This window comes from Pseudomonas sp. PWP3-1b2, assembly GCF_049896045.1.
GTDB classification, from domain to species: Bacteria; Pseudomonadota; Gammaproteobacteria; order Pseudomonadales; family Pseudomonadaceae; genus Aquipseudomonas; species Aquipseudomonas antarctica_B.
The window spans coordinates 1-17,955 of record NZ_JAFCTN010000054.1 but is presented as its reverse complement, the minus strand read 5'-3'; the positions used below and the strand labels follow the sequence as shown (position 1 = coordinate 17,955).

The 17,955-nt window shown below is 62.3% G+C and carries 12 protein-coding genes; 5 read left to right on the top strand and 7 right to left on the bottom strand.

The genetic code is table 11. The features are described 5' to 3' along the window. Nucleotides 1–50: 50 nt before the first annotated feature. The 5 genes from pyk to gcl all read right to left on the bottom strand — a co-directional run bounded on the left by pyk (nt 51) and on the right by gcl (nt 6,542). Complete coding sequence (pyk, locus tag ACP7A2_RS24530; protein ID WP_426136384.1) at nt 51–1,466, bottom strand: pyruvate kinase; 1,416 nt, start codon at nt 1,464–1,466, stop codon at nt 51–53. After that, on the bottom strand, nt 1,456–2,736 hold the full coding sequence (locus tag ACP7A2_RS24525; protein WP_426136382.1) for a glycerate kinase type-2 family protein: 1,281 nt from the start codon (nt 2,734–2,736) through the stop codon (nt 1,456–1,458). Before ACP7A2_RS24525 ends, pyk begins: the two co-directional genes overlap by 11 nt. 170 nt (nt 2,737–2,906) lie before the next feature. Beyond that, nucleotides 2,907–3,797: a 2-hydroxy-3-oxopropionate reductase gene (locus ACP7A2_RS24520; protein ID WP_426136381.1), complete on the bottom strand. Its 891-nt coding sequence runs from the start codon at nt 3,795–3,797 to the stop codon at nt 2,907–2,909. Between the two features lie 176 nt (nt 3,798–3,973). Next, a complete protein-coding gene (hyi, locus tag ACP7A2_RS24515) occupies nt 3,974–4,756 on the bottom strand; it encodes a hydroxypyruvate isomerase (protein ID WP_426136380.1) in 783 nt (260 codons plus the stop codon). Between the two features lie 10 nt (nt 4,757–4,766). Next, nucleotides 4,767–6,542, bottom strand: coding sequence for a glyoxylate carboligase (gene gcl / locus ACP7A2_RS24510; protein ID WP_426136378.1), 1,776 nt, complete (start codon nt 6,540–6,542; stop codon nt 4,767–4,769). Nucleotides 6,543–6,798: 256 nt separating this feature from the next. On the opposite strand from gcl, the gene ACP7A2_RS24505 reads away from it, so the two are divergent. After that, on the top strand, nt 6,799–7,239 hold the full coding sequence (locus ACP7A2_RS24505; protein ID WP_426136377.1) for a GlcG/HbpS family heme-binding protein: 441 nt from the start codon (nt 6,799–6,801) through the stop codon (nt 7,237–7,239). A 118-nt stretch (nt 7,240–7,357) separates the two neighbouring features. Here the strand turns inward: ACP7A2_RS24505 and ACP7A2_RS24500 are convergent, their stop codons facing one another. After that, nucleotides 7,358–7,816, bottom strand: coding sequence for an REP-associated tyrosine transposase (locus ACP7A2_RS24500; RefSeq protein ID WP_426136376.1), 459 nt, complete (start codon nt 7,814–7,816; stop codon nt 7,358–7,360). A 192-nt stretch (nt 7,817–8,008) separates the two neighbouring features. Continuing rightward, the gene (locus ACP7A2_RS24495) at nt 8,009–8,614 is read right to left on the bottom strand and encodes a TetR/AcrR family transcriptional regulator (RefSeq protein WP_426136375.1); all 606 of its coding nucleotides are present in this window, start codon (nt 8,612–8,614) and stop codon (nt 8,009–8,011) included. A 240-nt stretch (nt 8,615–8,854) separates the two neighbouring features. Here ACP7A2_RS24495 and ACP7A2_RS24490 point away from each other — a divergent pair, with 240 nt between their 5' ends. The 4 genes from ACP7A2_RS24490 to ACP7A2_RS24475 are packed head-to-tail and all read left to right on the top strand — an operon-like array spanning nt 8,855 to nt 17,591. Then, nucleotides 8,855–9,982 (top strand): efflux RND transporter periplasmic adaptor subunit, encoded by a 1,128-nt coding sequence (locus ACP7A2_RS24490; protein ID WP_426136374.1) that lies wholly within the window; start codon nt 8,855–8,857, stop codon nt 9,980–9,982. Nucleotides 9,983–9,995: 13 nt separating this feature from the next. After that, the gene (locus ACP7A2_RS24485) at nt 9,996–13,058 is read left to right on the top strand and encodes an efflux RND transporter permease subunit (protein ID WP_426136373.1); all 3,063 of its coding nucleotides are present in this window, start codon (nt 9,996–9,998) and stop codon (nt 13,056–13,058) included. 4 nt (nt 13,059–13,062) lie between these two features. Beyond that, nucleotides 13,063–16,188, top strand: a complete 3,126-nt coding sequence (locus ACP7A2_RS24480; RefSeq protein WP_426136372.1) for an efflux RND transporter permease subunit — start codon at nt 13,063–13,065, stop codon at nt 16,186–16,188. Beyond that, complete coding sequence (locus tag ACP7A2_RS24475) at nt 16,185–17,591, top strand: efflux transporter outer membrane subunit (RefSeq protein WP_426136371.1); 1,407 nt, start codon at nt 16,185–16,187, stop codon at nt 17,589–17,591. The genes ACP7A2_RS24480 and ACP7A2_RS24475 overlap by 4 nt, the downstream gene beginning before the upstream one ends. Nucleotides 17,592–17,955 lie beyond the last annotated feature (364 nt).

The window sequence follows — 17,955 nt, the reverse complement described above, 5'->3', positions numbered from 1 at the left end:
ACATTCGACTGTGGGAGCCGGGCTTGCCCGCGATGAGGCCCGAGCAGGCGCTAAATCAACGTCTCGATACGCAACGAATTGGTCGACCCCGGCTGCCCAAATGGCACCCCCGCGGTAATCACCAAGGTATCCCCGCGCTGCGCCATGCCTTGGGCCTGGGCAATCTCCAGCGCCGTGGAACACACCTCATCGACCTGCCGCAGCCGGTCATTGACCACCGAATGCACGCCCCACGCCACGCTCAAACGCCGCGCCGTGGACAGGTTCGGCGTGAGGTTGAGGATCGGCGCCACCGGCCGTTCCCGCGCCGCGCGCAGGCTGGAACTGCCCGACTCGCTGTAGTTCACCAGCACCGCCACCGGCAGGATGCTGCTGATACGGCGGATCGCGCAGCTGATGGCGTCCGACACCGTGGCATCCGCCTTGGGCCGGCTCACGTCCAGTTGCGTCTGGTAATCCGGGCCGTTTTCCACCTGGCGAATGATCTTGCTCATCATCTGCACGGCTTCCAGCGGGTACTCGCCCGAGGCGGTTTCGGCCGACAGCATCACCGCATCCGCGCCTTCGGCGACTGCGTTGGCCACATCGGTCACTTCGGCGCGGGTGGGCGCCGGGGAGAAGCGCATCGACTCCAGCATCTGCGTGGCCACCACCACCGGTTTGCCGAGTTGGCGACAGGTGCTGATGATGTCTTTCTGGATCTGCGGCACGCTCTCGGCTGGCACTTCCACGCCCAGATCCCCTCTGGCCACCATGATGGCGTCGCTCAGTTCGGCAATTTCGCGCAGACGCTGCACGGCCGAGGGCTTCTCGATCTTGGCCATCAAAAAGGCTCTGTCGCCGATCAGCTCGCGGGCTTCGCGGATGTCTTCCGGGCGCTGCACGAAGGACAGTGCCACCCAGTCCACGCCCAGCTCCAGGCCGAAGCTCAGGTCGCGGCGGTCCTTGGCGGTCAACGGGCTGAGTTCCAGCAGCGCTTGTGGGACATTCACGCCTTTGCGGTCAGACAACTCGCCGCCGTTCAGCACGGTGGTGTCGATGGCATTGGCGTGTTTGGTGATCACGCGCAGACGCAGCTTGCCGTCGTCCAGCAGCAGGTCCATGCCGGGCTCCAGCGCGGCGATGATTTCCGGGTGCGGCAGGTTGACCCGGCATTGGTCGCCCGGCGTTGGGTCGAGGTCCAGGCGCAAGGCCTGGCCGCGCACCAGTTGCACTTTGCCCTCGCCAAACGTGCCGACGCGCAGCTTTGGCCCTTGCAGGTCCATCAGGATGCCCAGCGGGTAATTCAGCTGGCGCTCCACCTGGCGAATCCACTGATAACGCTGGGCGTGATCGGCGTGGTCGCCGTGGCTGAAGTTGAGGCGAAAAATGTTCACCCCGGCTTCCACCAGCTCGCGGATGTCATCGATGCCGTCGGTGGCCGGGCCGAGGGTGGCGAGGATTTTGACTTTCTTGTCAGGCGTCATGGGGGGTGTTCTCAAGGATCAGAATGGCGCGCAAGTCGTTGACGTTGGTGCGCGTCGGCTCGGTGACGATCAACCCGTCGAGGGCGGCGAAGTAGCCATAGCCATTGTTGTTGTCCAGCTCATCACTGGCCGACAGGCCCAGGGCTTCGGCGCGGGCGTAACTGCACGGGGTCATGATGGCGCCGGCGTTGTCTTCGGAACCGTCGATGCCGTCGGTGTCACCGGCCAGCGCGTATACGCCGGGCAGGCCCTTGAGGCTGTCGGTGAGGCTGAGCAGGAACTCGGCGTTGCGCCCGCCACGGCCATTGCCGCGCACGGTCACGGTGGTTTCGCCACCGGAGAGGATCACGCATGGCGCCGCCAGCGGCTGGCCGTGTTGCACGATTTGCCGCGCGATACCGGCGTGGACTTTGGCGACGTCCCGCGCTTCGCCTTCGAGGTCGCCGAGGATCAGCGGGCTGAACCCGGCCTGGCGCGCTTTCACCGCCACGGCTTCGAGGGATTGCTGCGGGCGGGCGATTAATTGGAAGTGGCTGCGGGCGAGGATCGGGTCGCCGGGTTTGACGGTTTCCGAGGCCGGGTTCTGCAACCAACTGCGCACCGAGGCGGGGGCGTCGATGTTGTAGCGTTTAAGGATGGCCAGCGCTTGTTGCGAAGTGCTCGGGTCGCCGACGGTGGGGCCGGAGGCAATCACTGTGGCCTGGTCGCCCGGCACATCGGAAATGGCGTAGGTGTAGACGGTCGCAGGCCACGCCGCTTTCGCCAGTCGGCCGCCCTTTATGGCGGACAGGTGCTTGCGCACGCAGTTCATCTCGCCAATGGTCGCGCCGGATTTGAGCAGGGCTTTGTTGAGGGTTTGCTTGTCGGCCAGGGTGATGCCTTCGGCGGGGAGGGCCAATAAGGCTGAGCCGCCGCCGGAGAGCAGGAAGATCACGCGGTCGTCTTCGCCCAGGTTGCTGATCAGCTCCAGCACGCGCTTGGCCACGGCGAGGCCTGCGGCGTCGGGCACCGGGTGGGCGGCTTCGACCACTTCGATTTTCTTGCACGGCGCGCCGTGGCCGTAGCGGGTGACCACCAGGCCGGAGACTTCGCCCTGCCAGCAGTTTTCCACGACCAGCGCCATGGCGGCCGCGGCTTTGCCCGCGCCGATGACGATCACGCGGCCGCTGCGGTCGGCGGGCAGATAGGGTTCGAGGACAAGCCGGGGGTGGGCGGCATCGATGGCTGTGGCAAACAGCTCGCGAAGCAGGTGTTGCGGATCGACCGACATAAGCGGGCTCCCGGGGGGTTCTTGTTATTAGGTTTGAAGCTTGGAATGGTGACCAAAATGTGGGAGCTGGCTTGCCTGCGATAGCGGTCTTCCAGTCAGACATTTATGTCCAGATACACCGCTATCGCAGGCAAGCCAGCTCCCACACTGGCCGGCATTTCAAATCTGGATTACTTATCGCGAATCGAAAAATTCGCCATATGCTCCAGGCCCTTGATCAGCGCCGAGTGGTCCCAGTTGCCGCCGCCAAGCGCGGCGCAGGTGCTGAACACTTGCTGCGTACCGGCGGTGTTCGGCAGGTTGATCCCCAGCTCCCTGGCCCCGGCCAGCGCCAGGTTCAAGTCCTTCTGGTGCAGGCTGATGCGGAAGCCCGGATCAAAAGTGCCCTTGATCATGCGCTCGCCATGCACTTCCAGAATCTTCGACGACGCAAAGCCACCCATCAGCGCTTCACGCACCTTGGCCGGGTCGGCGCCGTTTTTTGAAGCGAACAACAGCGCTTCGGCCACCGCCTGGATATTCAGCGCGACGATGATCTGGTTGGCGACCTTGGCGGTCTGGCCATCGCCATTGCCGCCCACCAGGGTGATGTTCTTGCCCATGCACTGGAACAGCGGCAGGGCGCGTTCAAAGGTTTGCGGCTCGCCACCGATCATGATGCTCAAGCTGCCCGCCTTGGCACCGACTTCACCACCGGACACCGGCGCGTCGAGGTACTGCGCGCCGGCCTCGTTGATCTTCGCGGCGAAGGCTTTGGTGGCGGTGGGGGAGATTGAGCTCATGTCGATCACCACCTTGTTCGGCGACAGGCCGGCGGCCACGCCGTCAGCGCGGAACAGCACGTCTTCGACCTGCGGGGTGTCCGGCACCATCACGATGATGAACTCGGCTTCCTGCGCCACCTGTTGCGGGTTGGCCAGGGCCACTGCACCTGCGTCGATCAGGGCCTGCGGGGCCTTGCCGTGGTGTTCGGAAAGGAACAGTTGGTGACCTGCTTTTTGCAGGTTCGCAGCCATGGGTTCGCCCATGATGCCAGTGCCGATAAAGCCGATTTTAGCCATGAGAAATTCCTCTTGTTATTAGGTGTATGGGCCTGGCGCGGCCTGCCAACACATAGAAGATCTACTGTGGGAGCTGGCTTGCCTGCGATGACGGTGTGTCAGGCAATCAATCTGTAACTGAATGACCGCTATCGCAGGCAAGCCAGCTCCCACATTTTGATCCTGTGTGTGTTCGGTCAGATCGCGTTGTGGGTTTTGAGCCAGCCCAGGCCTGCTTCCGTGGTGGTCAACGGCTTGTATTCACAGCCGACCCAACCCGCATACCCAATGCGGTCCAGATGTTCGAACAGGAAGCGATAGTTAATCTCGCCAGTGCCCGGCTCGTTGCGCCCCGGGTTGTCCGCCAGCTGGATGTGATTGATTTCACCCAGGTGCGCGGCCATGGTGCGGGCCAGGTCGCCTTCCATGATTTGCATGTGGTAGATGTCGTATTGCAGGAACAGGTTGGCGCTGCCCACCTGCTCGCGAATCGACAAAGCCTGTGCCGTGTTGTTCAGGTAGAAGCCCGGGATATCGCGGGTGTTGATCATCTCCATCACCAGCTTGATGCCCGCCGCCTGCAACTTCTCGGCGGCGTACTTGAGGTTGGCGACGAAGGTTTTTTCCACGGTTTGGTCATCCACACCGGCGGGACGAATCCCCGCCAGGCAGTTGATCTGGGTGTTGCCCAGCACCTGGGCGTAGGCGATGGCCAGCTTGACCCCGGCGCGGAACTCCTCGACCCGGTCGGGGTGGCACGCCAGGCCGCGCTCGCCCTTGGCCCAGTCACCGGCCGGCAGGTTGAACAGCACTTGGGTCAGCCCGTTGGCATCCAGCTGTGCCTTGATGTCGGCGGAGCTGAATTCGTACGGGAACAGATATTCCACACCCTGGAAGCCCGCATCGGCGGCCGCTTTAAAGCGGGCAAGGAAATCCTGTTCGGTGAACAGCATGGACAGGTTGGCAGCGAAGCGCGGCATAGGGTTCTCCTTAATCGAGCAGGGAAATGGCAGTCGGTGCATCGTTGCCGACCAGTGCCAGATCTTCGAATTCGTTGACGGCGTTGATCTCGGTGCCCATGGAAATATTGGTCACGCGCTCCAGAATAATCTCAACGATCACGGGAACCTTGAATTCTTCGATCATCGCCTGCGCCTTGCGCAACGCTGGCTGGATCTGGTTTGGTTCGAACACGCGCAGGGCCTTGCAACCCAGGCCTTCGGCGACGGCGACGTGGTCCACGCCATAGCCGTTCAGCTCCGGCGCGTTGAGGTTGTCGAAGGACAACTGCACGCAGTAATCCATTTCAAAACCGCGCTGGGCCTGGCGGATCAAGCCCAGGTAGGAGTTGTTCACCACCACGTGGATGTACGGCAGCTTGAACTGCGCGCCCACCGCCAGCTCTTCGATCATGAACTGGAAGTCGTAGTCGCCGGACAGCGCCACCACTTTGCGCGTCGGGTCAGCCTTGACCACACCGAGTGCTGCCGGAATGGTCCAGCCCAAGGGGCCCGCCTGCCCGCAGTTGATCCAGTGACGTGGCTTGTAGACGTGCAGGAACTGCGCGCCGGCAATCTGCGACAGGCCGATGGTGCTGACGTAGCAGGTGTCTTTGCCGAACACCTGGTTCATCTCTTCGTAAACGCGCTGCGGCTTGACCGGCACGTTGTCGAAGTGGGTCTTGCGGTGCAGGGTGGCCTTGCGCTGCTGGCAGTCATTGAGCCAGGCGCTGCGGTCCTTGAGCTTGCCGGCGGCTTTCCACTCGCGGGCCACTTCTATGAACATCGTCAGTGCGGAACCGGCGTCGGAGACGATGCCCAGGTCCGGCGTGAACACGCGGCCAATCTGCGTCGGCTCGATGTCGACGTGGATGAATTTTCGGCCTTCGGTGTACACGTCCACCGAACCCGTGTGGCGGTTGGCCCAACGGTTGCCGATGCCCAGCACCACGTCTGACTTGAGCAGCGTCGCGTTGCCATAACGGTGGGAGGTTTGCAGGCCAACCATGCCGACCATTTGCGGGTGATCGTCGGGGATCGTGCCCCAACCCATCAGGGTCGGGATCACCGGAATACCGGTCAGTTCGGCGAATTCCACCAGCAGTTCACTGGCGTCGGCGTTGATCACGCCGCCACCGCTTACCAGCAGGGGGCGTTCGGCCTGATCCAGCAGCGCCAGGGCTTTTTCTATTTGGATGCGGGTGGCCAAGGGCTTGGCCAGCGGCAGCGGCTGGTAGGCGTCGATGTCGAATTCGATCTCGGCCATCTGCACGTCGAACGGCAGGTCGATCAGCACCGGGCCAGGGCGGCCGGAGCGCATTTCATAGAAGGCTTTCTGGAACGCATAGGGCACTTGGCCGGGCTCCATCACCATGGTCGCCCACTTGGTCACCGGCTTGACGATGCTGGTGATGTCCACGGCCTGGAAGTCTTCCTTGTGCATCCGTGCACGCGGCGCCTGGCCGGTGATGCACAGAATCGGGATCGAGTCGGCCCAGGCGCTGTACAGCCCGGTGACCATGTCGGTGCCCGCCGGGCCCGAGGTGCCGATGCACACGCCGATATTGCCGGCCTTTGTACGGGTGTAGCCCTCGGCCATGTGCGAGGCGCCTTCAACGTGGCGAGCAAGGACGTGATCGATGCCACCGACCTTCTGCAAGGCCGAATACAGCGGGTTGATCGCGGCGCCCGGGATACCGAAGGCGGTGTCGACCCCTTCACGGCGCATCACCAGGACTGCGGCTTCGATTGCTCTCATTTTGCTCATGGTTTTGGTGCCTCTTGCGTTTTGTAATTGTATACAAGTGGTGTCTGGTCAAAGTGTATTCACGGTGAGCTGCGCAGGTCAATCCATTTTATTCGTGAGCCTTTGCGTTCGCCGGAAGCACTTTTTTCGACGTATGGAGCCTTCGTCAGAAAATATTGTATACAAAAAACAACGTCATTGTGTTCTATTTGTTTGATCGAACATCTGATCCTGCGTACCTCAACCGCTTTACCCATAACAAGATAAGGACGGCACCATGAGCGCTTTAACCTTGAAACTCGCGACCCAACTGGCCAGCCAGGCCCTCAGCGCAGGGCGCACGATTTCGGCCGCGCCGCTGACCATTGCCGTGCTCGACAGCGGCGGCCACTTGATCACTTTGCAACGCGAAGACGGCGCCAGCCTGCTGCGCCCGCAAATCGCCATCGGCAAGGCCTGGGGCGCGATTGCCCTGGGCAAAGGCTCGCGTTTGCTGGCACTGGACGCTCAACAGCGCCCGGCGTTTATTGCCGCATTGAACAGCCTGGGGCAGGGCAGCGTCGTGCCGGCGCCCGGCGGGGTGTTGATTCGCAATGGGGAGGGCGCGGTGCTGGGGGCGATCGGGGTCAGCGGGGATACCTCGGATATTGATGAGCAGTGCGCGATTACGGCGATTGAGGGGGTGGGGTTGTTGGCGGATGCGGGGGTGTCAGCCTGAGCTTTGTTGATTGTCAGGGCGTCATCGCGGGCAAGCCCGCTCCCACAGGGATTGATGGTGTTCACACCGGCCAATGTGGGAGCGGGCTTGCCCGCGATGCAGGCGACTCGGTTTTGGATCAAAGCCAAATGGCATCCCACAAGGGGTAGTCCCCATATTTCTTCACCAAGCCCGCTCTCAAAGGGTTGGCCACAATGTAGCGGGCAATCCCTTCAAGGCTTTCTTCGCGCCGTACGGCATGATCATGAAAGCCCGGTTGCCAGAGGCGGCCTTGACGCCCTGCTACGGCATTTACGACGCGGGTGCTTTTGGACTTCACTTGGCGCATCAAGTCGGCTAGAGAGCCTTTTTCCAGTGAAATAAGCCAGTGGAAATGGTCAGGCATTACGACCCATGCCAGGGATGTTGCCAGGCGCTGCTGTTGAGCAATTCTGAATTGTTGAACGACTAGCCGACCGAGTTTGAAGTCCTTGAAAATGGGCTCGCGATCGAGGGTGTTGCTGGTCAGTAAATAGATTCGGTTGCTCTCGTTGTACCTGCCGATGCGCAGGCGTTTTGAAGCGGGGAGATCAGGCATTCCTTGGCCTCTCTTCAGTGGATGTTCTGAGAGGCTAGATCCAGGACGGGGAGGTTGATGGTCAGGCTTTTGGCAGGATGTGTCTGTCAGGGCGCTTTCGCGAGCAAGCCCGCTCCCACAGGGGACTTGCGGTGTTCATACAATTTGTGTGCGCCGCAGGACACTGTGGGAGCATGGCTGCACCGCGGTCTATCAGTCCGGCTCACACCCCTTCAACACCAACCGAATAATCGTCGCCGCCGCCGCTTCATAATCCGCATCATCCAGCTTGGCCTTGCCGGTCACCGCTGAAATCTGCCAGTCGAAATCCGCATAGGTTTGCGTCGCCGCCCAGATGCTGAACATCAGATGGTTAGGGTCAATCGCCGCGATCAACCCGCGATCTACCCAGCTTTGGATGCAGTCGATGTTGTGCTTGGCCTGGGCATTCAACTGCTCAACCTGCTCGGCAGTCAGGTGCGGCGCGCCGTGCATGATTTCGCTGGCGAACACTTTGGAGGCAAACGGCAGGTCGCGGGAAATACGGATTTTCGAGCGGATGTAGTTGCTCAACACTTCCTTGGGCTCGCCCTGGGGGTTGAACGGCGTGGAAGCGGCCAGGATCGGCTCGATAATGCTTTCGAGCACCTCGCGGTAGAGGTTGTCCTTGGACTTGAAGTAGTAATAAACGTTGGGCTTGGGCAGCCCGGCCTTGGCGGCGATGTCGCTGGTTTTGGTCGCGGCGAAGCCCTTGTCGGCGAACTCCTCGCTCGCCGCCCGCAGGATCAGTTGTTTGTTGCGCTCGCGAATGGTGCTCATAAACCAGGAACTTCCTTGCCATGACAGGCGGTCGGGCATGTTAGCACCGGCTTGGCGCAGCGCTCAAGAATACGGGCGCAGCCCTTGTATCACGGGCGTTACACTGACATTTTCTGTCTTGATGCTGAATGCATTCGCAGTTGTACAGGCATGCACCGGGCGCGCTGATAGAGTTCAGGTCAGCGACACGGTGACAGCGCCGGTCGTTTTGTCCTGTATTCGGCGTTCGAGTGAGAAACCGTGGAGAAAAGCAGACGACGTACGTTCGCCTGGGTCGTTGGCGTGCTGTTGCTGGCGCTGGTGATTGTTTTGGGCGTGCACTTTTTTTATGGCGGCGCCCATAAGGGCAAGCCTCCTTCTCTGGGTGAGCCGGTCGCTGTGGTTCCGGTGGCTTTGCAGGACGTGCCGGTGTACATCGACGCCCTTGGCACTGTTATTCCCACTCGCAGCGTCACGGTGGTGAGCCAGGTCGATGGCATTCTCAGCAGTGTGCAATTCAAGGAAGGCCAGCACGTCAGCAAGGGCCAGGTCATCGCCCGCATTGACGACCGCGCGCTCAAGGCGCAACTGGCCGTCGCCAAAGGCACGCTCGCCCACGACCAGGCGGTGCTGAGCAACGCCCAGCGTGACCTGGCGCGCTATCGCGATTTGGTCATGGCCGGCTCAACCAGCCAGCAAACCCTCGACACCCAGGCCTCGGTCGTTCAGCAACAACAGGGCACTGTCGCCGCCGACCAAGGCAATGTGCAAAACCTCGACGTGCAACTGAGCTACTGCACCATCACCTCGCCGGCGGATGGCGTGGCCGGTTTGCGCCTGGTCGACCCCGGCAACTACGTCACCACCGCCAGCACCACCGGCATCGTGGTGATCACCCAGATGAACCCGGCCACGGTGGTGTTCGCTGTGCCCGAAGATGACCTTGGCGCGATCAACCAGGCGCTGGCCCGAGGCACCGTCACGGTGCTGGCCTACGACCGCAACAAGAAGTCCCTGCTGGCCACCGGCACCCTGTTGGCGCTCGACAATCAGGTGGACACCAGCACCGGCACTATCAAGGTCAAGGCGCAGTTCGATGATGCCGGCACTGCGCTGTTTCCCAACCAGTTCGTCAATGCGCGCCTGAAGGCCGACACCCTCAGCCAGATCGCCGTGGTGCCGACCCGCGCGATCCAGCACGGCAGCAAGGGCGACTTTGTGTTCGTGGTCAACGGCAGCAAGGCCAGCCTGCGCACGATCAGCACCGGCCCGTCCACCGGAGATGTCTGCGCGGTGCTCGACAATGGGCTGAAGGCCGGTGAGCAGGTGATCACCGAGGGCGCCGATAAACTCGATGATGGCTCGCCCGTGAAGGTTGTCGCCGAGTGAGGGGCTGGCGGACATGAACATTTCGCGACCCTTTATCGAACGCCCCGTGGCCACCACGCTGATGATGGTCGCGGTGCTGCTGCTCGGTTTGCTGGGCTATCACTTGCTGTCGGTGTCGGCGCTGCCGGAAGTCGATTACCCGACCATCCAGGTGTTCACCCAGTACCCCGGCGCCAGCCCGGACGTGGTCAGCTCCTCGATTACCGCACCGTTGGAACGCCAGCTCGGTGAAATGCCGGGGCTCAAGTCCATGAACTCCACCAGCTCCGACGGCGCCTCGGTGGTGACCCTGCAATTTGACCTGTCGCTATCTTTGGACGTGGCCGAGCAGGAAGTGCAGGCGGCGATTAACGCGGCGGGCACCTTCCTGCCGGCCAACCTGCCGTACCCGCCGGTGTACAGCAAGGTCAACCCGGCGGATGCGCCAGTGCTGACCCTGTCGCTGACCTCCGACGTGCTGCCGCTGACCAAAATCGAAGACCTCGCCGACACACGCCTGGCGCAGAAAATTTCGCAGATCACCGGCGTCGGCCTGGTGACCATCAGCGGCGGCCAGCGCCCGGCGGTGCGGGTCGAAGCGAATACGTCGGCGCTGAACAACCTCGGCCTGTCGCTGGATGACCTGCGCACGTCCTTGGGCACTGCCAACGTCAATCAGGCCAAGGGCAATATCGATGGCAAGTTCCAGGCGTATTCCATCGGCGCCAACGACCAGTTGCAGTCGGCCGAGGAATACCGCGACCTGGTGATCGCCTATAAAAATGGCGCGCCGATTCGCCTGTCGCAGATCGCCACGTCGACCCAGGGCCCGGAAAACCCAAGGCAAGCGGCGTGGACCAATGATACGCCGTCGATCGTGCTGAATATCCAGCGCCAACCCGGCGCCAACGTGATCGAAGTGGTCGACCGTGTGCAGCAACTGCTGCCCAAGTTGCGCGCCAGTTTGCCGGGCACTTTGAAGGTGGCGGTGCTGACTGACCGCACCCAAACCATCCGCGCCTCGGTCACCGATGTGCAGTACGAGTTGGGGCTGGCGATTTTGCTGGTGGTGATCGTGATTTTCGCCTTCCTGCGCAATGTGCCCGCCACGATTATTCCGGCGGTGACCATACCGCTGACACTGATCGGCACCCTGGCCGTCGCCTATGCGCTGGGCTTCTCCCTGAATAACCTGACGCTGATGGCGCTGACCATCGCCATCGGCTTTGTGGTGGATGACGCCATCGTCATGATCGAAAACATCACCCGCTACCTGGAGGCAGGCGACACTCCGTTGCAAGCCGCGCTCAAGGGTGCGGAGCAGATCGGCTTTACGATTATTTCGCTGTCCATCGCACTGATCGCGGTGATGATCCCGCTGCTGTTCATGGGCGATGTGGTCGGGCGGCTGTTCCGCGAATTTGCCATGACGGTGGCGGTGACCATTGTGATTTCGGCGGTGATTTCCCTGACGCTGACGCCGATGATGTGCGCGCACATGCTCAAGTCCAAACACGAGGAGCGCCGCGCGGATTTCTTCGACCGCATCAACCGCCATTACGTGCGTGGCCTGGATTGGGTGTTGGCGCACCGCACCCTCACGTTGATTTCGGTAGTGCTCACCGCCGCGCTGACCTTGTTCACGCTGGTGATCATGCCCAAGGGCTTTTTCCCGGATCAGGACACCGGCCTGATTCAGGGCATTTCCCAGGCTTCGCCAACCGTGTCATTCCAGCAGATGCAGGTTGAGCAACAACGCTTGGCGGCGCGCATTCTCAAGGACCCGGCGGTGCAAAGCCTGTCGTCGTTTGTCGGGATCGACCAGACCAACCCGACCATCAACCAAGGCAATTTGCTGATCAACCTCAAGCCGCGTGGCGAGCGTGACAGCAGCACCGCAGTGATCCGCCGCCTGGCCGACGCGAATGCCAACGACGCCGGCATCCGCCTGTACCTGCACTCGGTGCAGGACCTGACGCTGGACGCCACGGTGGCCACCACCAGCTACCGCCTCGGCCTGCAAGCCACCGACCCGGATGAGCTGGAACAATGGACCGGCAAACTGCTCGCCGCGATCAAGAAAGACCCGATGTTCACCGACGTGCAAAGCCAGGCCATGCAGTTCGGTAACCAGATCAAGCTGACCTTCGACCGCGCCACCGCCTCGCGCCTGGGCATCACGCCGCAGGCCATCGACGACGTGCTGTACGACGCCTTCGGCCAGCGCCAGGTCTCGACCATTTACACCCAGCTCAACCAGTATCACGTGGTGATCGCCACCGACCACCCGCCGCGCAATTTGCCGGATTTGCTCACCGGTTTGTACGTGGACATACCCGGCGGCGGCGTGGCGCCGTTGTCGAGCATGGCGACCCTGGAAGTGGTGCGCGCGCCGGTGACCATTAACCGGTTGGGGCAATTTCCCTATGCCGATGTGTCGTTCAACCTCGCGCCCGGCCAGACCCTTGGCGCCGCAGTCACGCGCTTGCAGGCCATTGAGGCTGAGGTCGGCTTGCCGCTGTCGGTGCAGGCCAACCTCGAAGGCGCGGCGGCGACATTCCAGGCGTCGCTGTCCAACCAAGTGTTTCTGGTGCTGGCGGCGATTGTGGTGGTGTACCTGATGCTGGGGATTTTGTACGAGAGCTTCGTGCACCCGGTGACGATCCTCTCGACCCTGTTGTCGGCGGCGCTAGGCGCCTTGCTGGCGTTGCTGGTCACGGGCACGCAGTTCGACATCATCGGCTTGATCGGCATCGTGTTGCTGATCGGCATCGTCATGAAAAACGGCATCATGATGGTCGACTTTGCCCTGGAGCTTTTACGCGAAGGCGGGTTGAGCCCGGTTGAGGCGATTCGTCAGGCGGCGGCGCTGCGCTTTCGGCCGATTTTGATGACGAGCATGGCCTCGCTGTTCGGCGCGGTGCCGTTGGCGCTGGGCACGGGCATCGGTTCGGAGCTGCGTCACCCGCTGGGTATCGCAATCATTGGCGGCCTGTTGCTGAGCCAGTTGCTCACGCTGTTTTCCACGCCGGTGATCTTCCTCGCCATGCACGGCCTGGGCGAGCGTTTCAGCCGGCGCCCGGTTACCGTGGGCTGATGCGATGAACCTCAGCGCGCCGTTTATCCGCCGCCCGATTGCCACCACGCTGCTGGCGGCCGGGCTGGCCCTGTTTGGCGTGCTGGCGTTCAACCTGTTGCCCGTGGCGCCGCTGCCGGAGGTGGATTTTCCGACCATCAGCGTCAGCGCCTCGTTACCCGGCGCCGACCCGACCACCGTCGCCAGTTCCGTGGCCACGCCACTGGAGCGTCAGTTCGGGCAGATCGCCGGGGTCACACAAATGACCTCGGCCAGCAGCCTGGGCTCGACGCGTATCACAATGCAGTTCGACTTGAGCCGCGACATCGACGGCGCGGCCCGAGACGTGCAAGCGGCGATCAACGCCGCGCGCAGCAACTTGCCCAGCGACCTGTCCGGCAACCCGACCTACCGCAAGGTCAACCCGGCCGACTCGCCAATCCTGATCATCAGCCTGACCTCCGACAGCGCCACGCCGGGCCAGATGTATGACGCGGCCTCAACGGTGCTGGAGCAGCGGTTGCTGCAAACCACCGGCGTCGGCGATGTGACCGTGGGCGGCGGCGCACTACCGGCAGTGCGGGTCGAGTTGAACCCCGATCGGCTCAATAAATACGGCGTCAGCCTGGAGCAGGTGCGCCAGGTCATCGGCGCCTCCAACGCCAACCTGCCCAAGGGCAATGTAGCGGTTGGCGACCGCTCCTACGGCATCGGCGCCAATGACCAGTTGCTCGACAGCCACGACTACGGGCCGTTGGTGGTCAAGGCGCACAACGGCGACCTGATTCATATTTCCGACCTCGGCTACGTGCGTGAAGACGTGCAGGACCTGCGCAACTTCGGCCTGTCCAACGGCAAGCCGGCGGTGCTGCTGGTGGTGTTCAAGCAGCCGGGCGCCAATGTGATCGACACGGTGGACGCGGTGAAAGCCTCGCTGCCGTTTTTGCAAAGCTCGATTCCGGCGTCGATCAAGCTGGACCTGCTGATGGACCGCACCACCACCATCCGCGCCTCGCTGCACGACGTGGAAGTGACCTTGCTGGCGTCGATCCTGCTGGTGACGCTGGTGACCTTTGGTTTCTTTCGTGACTGGCGCAGCACGCTGGTGCCGGCGATCGTGGTGCCGTTGTCGCTGCTCGGCACCTTTGGCGCGATGTACTTCCTCGGCTACAGCCTGAACAACCTGTCGCTGATGGCGCTGACCATTTCCACCGGCTTTGTGGTGGACGACGCCATCGTGGTGGTGGAAAACATCATGCGCCACCTGGAGCGCGGCAAGACTCGAGTGCAAGCCGCCATGGCCGGGGCGCAGGAAGTCGGGTTCACGGTGATGACCATCAGCGTGTCGTTGGTGGCGGTGTTTATTCCGCTGCTGCTGATGGGCGGGATTGTCGGGCGGCTGTTTCGCGAGTTCTCGGTGTCGTTGTCGGTGGCCATCGTCATCTCGATGGTGATTTCGCTGACCGTCACGCCGATGCTCGCCAGCGTGTTGCTGCGCGCGCCGAAAGAGACCCACGAAGGCAGCGAACACCCGGATTCGCGCTTTCATCGCTTCTATGACCGCACCTTGGGCTGGGTCATCGACCACTCTATTCTGATGGGCCTGGTGACGGTGCTGGTGATCGTGCTGGCGGGTGTGTTGTACGTGCTGGTGCCCAAGGGGTTCTTTCCCCAGGAAGACACCGGGCGCCTGCAAGGCAGCATTATTGCGGCGCAGAGTATTTCCTACGGGGCGATGCAAAAGGACTTCACCGAGATCAACCACAAAGTCATGAAAAACCCCAACGTGGAGACCGCTGCCGGGTTTGTCGGCGGCGGGGGCGGTGGTGGCGGGGCGGTCAACAGTGCGCAAATGTTTGTGCTGCTCAAACCGCTGGGTGAGCGCAAGGACAGCGCCACCGAGGTAATCGGGCAAATCCGCCGCACGCTGGGCGACTTGCCGGGGACCAGGCTGTTCCTGCAATCGGCGCAGGACATCACCGTGGGTGGCCGGCAAAGCGGCGCGCAGTATCAATACACCCTGACTGCCGACGACCAATCCTCGCTGGATGAATGGGTGCCGAAAGTGGTGGCGGTGCTGCACACGTTGCCGCAATTGACCGACCTGAATACCGACCAACAGGACAACAGCCTGTTGGCCAATATGCACATCAACCGCGACACAGCGGCGCGGCTCGGCGTGGGCATGTCGGCGGTGGACCAGACGCTTTACGACGCGTTTGGCCAGCGCCAGGTGTCGACCCTTTACCGCGCCGCCAACCAGTACCACGTGGTGATGGAAATCGCGCCGCAATACTGGACCGACCCTCAAGCGCTCAAGGGCATTTATGTGCCGAGCGGCGTTCAGGCCGTGTCGAGCAAGGGCATCACTGCGGCGCCGAATCTGGCCAGCGCGGCGCCACTGGTGCCGCTGTCGGCGCTGGCGGATAACGCGGTGGCGCGCACGGCGATTTCCATCAGCCACCAAAGTACGTTTCCGGCGGTGACCATTTCCTTCAACCTGGCGCCCGGCACCTCGATTGGCCAGGCCACCGAGCGGGTGGATGACGCGGTGAAGCAGTTGCGCATGCCGGCCAGCGTTACCGGTCAGTTTGCCGGGACGGCGCAGGTGTTCCAGTCTTCGGTGGCCAGCGAGCCGCTGCTGATCGTGGCCGCGTTGCTCTCGGTGTACATCGTGCTGGGCATTCTTTATGAAAACCTGATGCACCCGCTGACCATTCTTTCGACCTTGCCCTCGGCGGGTGTCGGCGCCTTGATTGCCTTGCTGCTGACCGGCACCGAGCTGTCGATCATCGCGCTGGTGGGGGTGATTCTGTTGATTGGTATCGTGAAGAAAAACGCGATCATGATGATCGACTTCGCGATCACCGAGCGGCGTGAGTTCGGCCTCACGGCCAAGGCAGCGATCCGCCGCGCGTGCCTGATCCGCTTCCGGCCGATCATGATGACCACGCTGGCGGCGATCCTCGGCGCTCTGCCGCTGGTGCTCGGCACGGGTTACGGCTCGGAACTGCGCCGGCCGTTGGGCATAGCGATTATTGGCGGGTTGCTGCTCAGCCAGGTGCTGACGCTTTATACCACTCCGGTGATTTACCTCTGGCTCGACCGGGCGTCGCAACGCCTGGGCCGGCACAAGGAAGCAAGGTCATGAAATTCAGAGTTAGCGTGCTGGTTGTCAGCCTGTTGCTGGGCGGTTGCATGGTCGGGCCGGATTATCAAAAGCCCGCCATGCAACTGCCGCAGTCGTTCAAGGAAGGCGCGCAATGGCAGCGCGCGGCGTCCAACCCCCAGGGCGCGCTGGACAGCCAGTGGTGGCTGGCTTACCGGGACCCGGTGTTGAATGATTTGGTGGCGCGCTCGGCCACGGCCAACCAGTCGATCATTGCCGCACAGGCGGCCTATCGGCTCGCTCAGGCGCAGGTCGCGTCGAGCCGCGCGGGGTTGTGGCCGACGGTGGGCGTGGGCTTGTCGGGCTCGCGGGGGGAGGGCGGTGATGGCAGCAGTTCCAGTGGCGTGGCGTCGACCGGCGTGAAAAACAGTGTGAGTGCGACCCTGACGGCCAGTTGGGAGCCGGACTTGTGGGGGCTGGTGCGGCGGGGGATTGAGTCGAGCCAGGCCACGGCGCAGCAATCGGATGCGTTGCTGGCCGGGGTTCGCCTGTCGATCAGCTCCAGCGTGGCGAGTAATTATCTGGCCCTGCGGCAGATGGACATCGACGTGCGTTTGTTGCAACAGCAGCAGACGATCAATCAGCAATTGCTCGACATGATTCAGGCGCAGTTCTCTCAGGGCGTTGCGACCAATGACCAGTTGCTGGTGGCGCAGGATCAACTGACTGCCTCGATTGCTGACTTGCAGACGTCGCTGCGTAGCCGTGAGCAGTACGAGCATGCGCTGGCGGTGCTGGTGGGGAGGGCACCGAGTGAGTTCAGTGTGGCGCCGCGCGAGGATTTCAGTTTTGTGCTGCCGAGGCCGCCGTTGAGCTTGCCGTCGACGTTGTTGCAACGGCGGCCGGATGTGGTGGCGGCTGAGCGTTCGGCGGCGGCGGCGAATGCCAAAATCGGTGTGGCTGAGGCGGCGTTTTTTCCGACGCTGGATCTTACGGGGTCGGCGGGTTATCGCGGCAGTGCGTTGGGTGGGTTGTTTTCGTTGCCCAATCGGATCTGGACCCTGGGGCCGGCATTGGCGCAGACGCTGTTTGACGGTGGTGCGCGGGAGGCGGCGGTCAAGCAGGCTGAGGCCAGCTATGACCAGATTGCAGCCAACTATCGCGGCACGGTGTTGGGTGCCTTGCAGAATGTTGAGGATAATTTGTCGGCGATCAATCATCTGCAGGCGCAGGCTGATGCGTTCCAGCAGGTGTTTACGCGTAACCAGCAGTTGTTTGGTAGCCAGGAGGCGCAATTGCGTGCGGGCACGGTGAGTCGGGAGGCGGTGCTGACTCAGCAGTTGGTGTTGTTGCAGGCTGAGCAGAATTTGCGCGATACGCAGGGGCAGTTGAGTCAGGGGAGTGTGGCGTTGGTTCAGAGCCTTGGCGGCGGCTGGCAGCCCTGACGGGCTCCACGCCGACCACTGGTCTTGCTGATGCCCCCGAGGATTCCAATGTGGGAGCTGGCTTGCCTGCGATGGCGGCCTTCAAGTCGCCCACTCTCTTGCTGATGCCCCCGAGGATTCAAATGTGGGAGCTGGCTTGCCTGCGATGGCGGCCTCCAAGTCGCCCACTCTCTTGCTGATTGCCCCCGATCCAAATGTGGGAGCGGGCTTGCTCGCGAAGGCTGGGTGTGGGGCGCTGGAGCTTTTGGGTCGGAGTACATATCCATTGTTTCGGTAACGGCTACCTATGGTTCCGCTCTTACAGCGGCTCACTTTTGGAAAGACCGGAAGCCGGCCCAGCCAAAAGTAAGCAAAAGGTCTTCGC

Excerpts from the sequence above, each read along its gene's own strand:
- pyk (WP_426136384.1), bottom strand. The coding sequence starts at position 1,466 with ATGACGCCTGACAAGAAAGTCAAAATCCTCGCCACCCTCGGCCCGGCC.
- ACP7A2_RS24525 (WP_426136382.1), bottom strand. The coding sequence starts at position 2,736 with ATGTCGGTCGATCCGCAACACCTGCTTCGCGAGCTGTTTGCCACAGCC.
- ACP7A2_RS24520 (WP_426136381.1), bottom strand. The coding sequence starts at position 3,797 with ATGGCTAAAATCGGCTTTATCGGCACTGGCATCATGGGCGAACCCATG.
- hyi (WP_426136380.1), bottom strand. The coding sequence starts at position 4,756 with ATGCCGCGCTTCGCTGCCAACCTGTCCATGCTGTTCACCGAACAGGAT.
- gcl (WP_426136378.1), bottom strand. The coding sequence starts at position 6,542 with ATGAGCAAAATGAGAGCAATCGAAGCCGCAGTCCTGGTGATGCGCCGT.
- ACP7A2_RS24505 (WP_426136377.1), top strand. The coding sequence starts at position 6,799 with ATGAGCGCTTTAACCTTGAAACTCGCGACCCAACTGGCCAGCCAGGCC.
- ACP7A2_RS24500 (WP_426136376.1), bottom strand. The coding sequence starts at position 7,816 with ATGCCTGATCTCCCCGCTTCAAAACGCCTGCGCATCGGCAGGTACAAC.
- ACP7A2_RS24495 (WP_426136375.1), bottom strand. The coding sequence starts at position 8,614 with ATGAGCACCATTCGCGAGCGCAACAAACAACTGATCCTGCGGGCGGCG.
- ACP7A2_RS24485 (WP_426136373.1), top strand. The coding sequence starts at position 9,996 with ATGAACATTTCGCGACCCTTTATCGAACGCCCCGTGGCCACCACGCTG.
- ACP7A2_RS24480 (WP_426136372.1), top strand. The coding sequence starts at position 13,063 with ATGAACCTCAGCGCGCCGTTTATCCGCCGCCCGATTGCCACCACGCTG.
- ACP7A2_RS24475 (WP_426136371.1), top strand. The coding sequence starts at position 16,185 with ATGAAATTCAGAGTTAGCGTGCTGGTTGTCAGCCTGTTGCTGGGCGGT.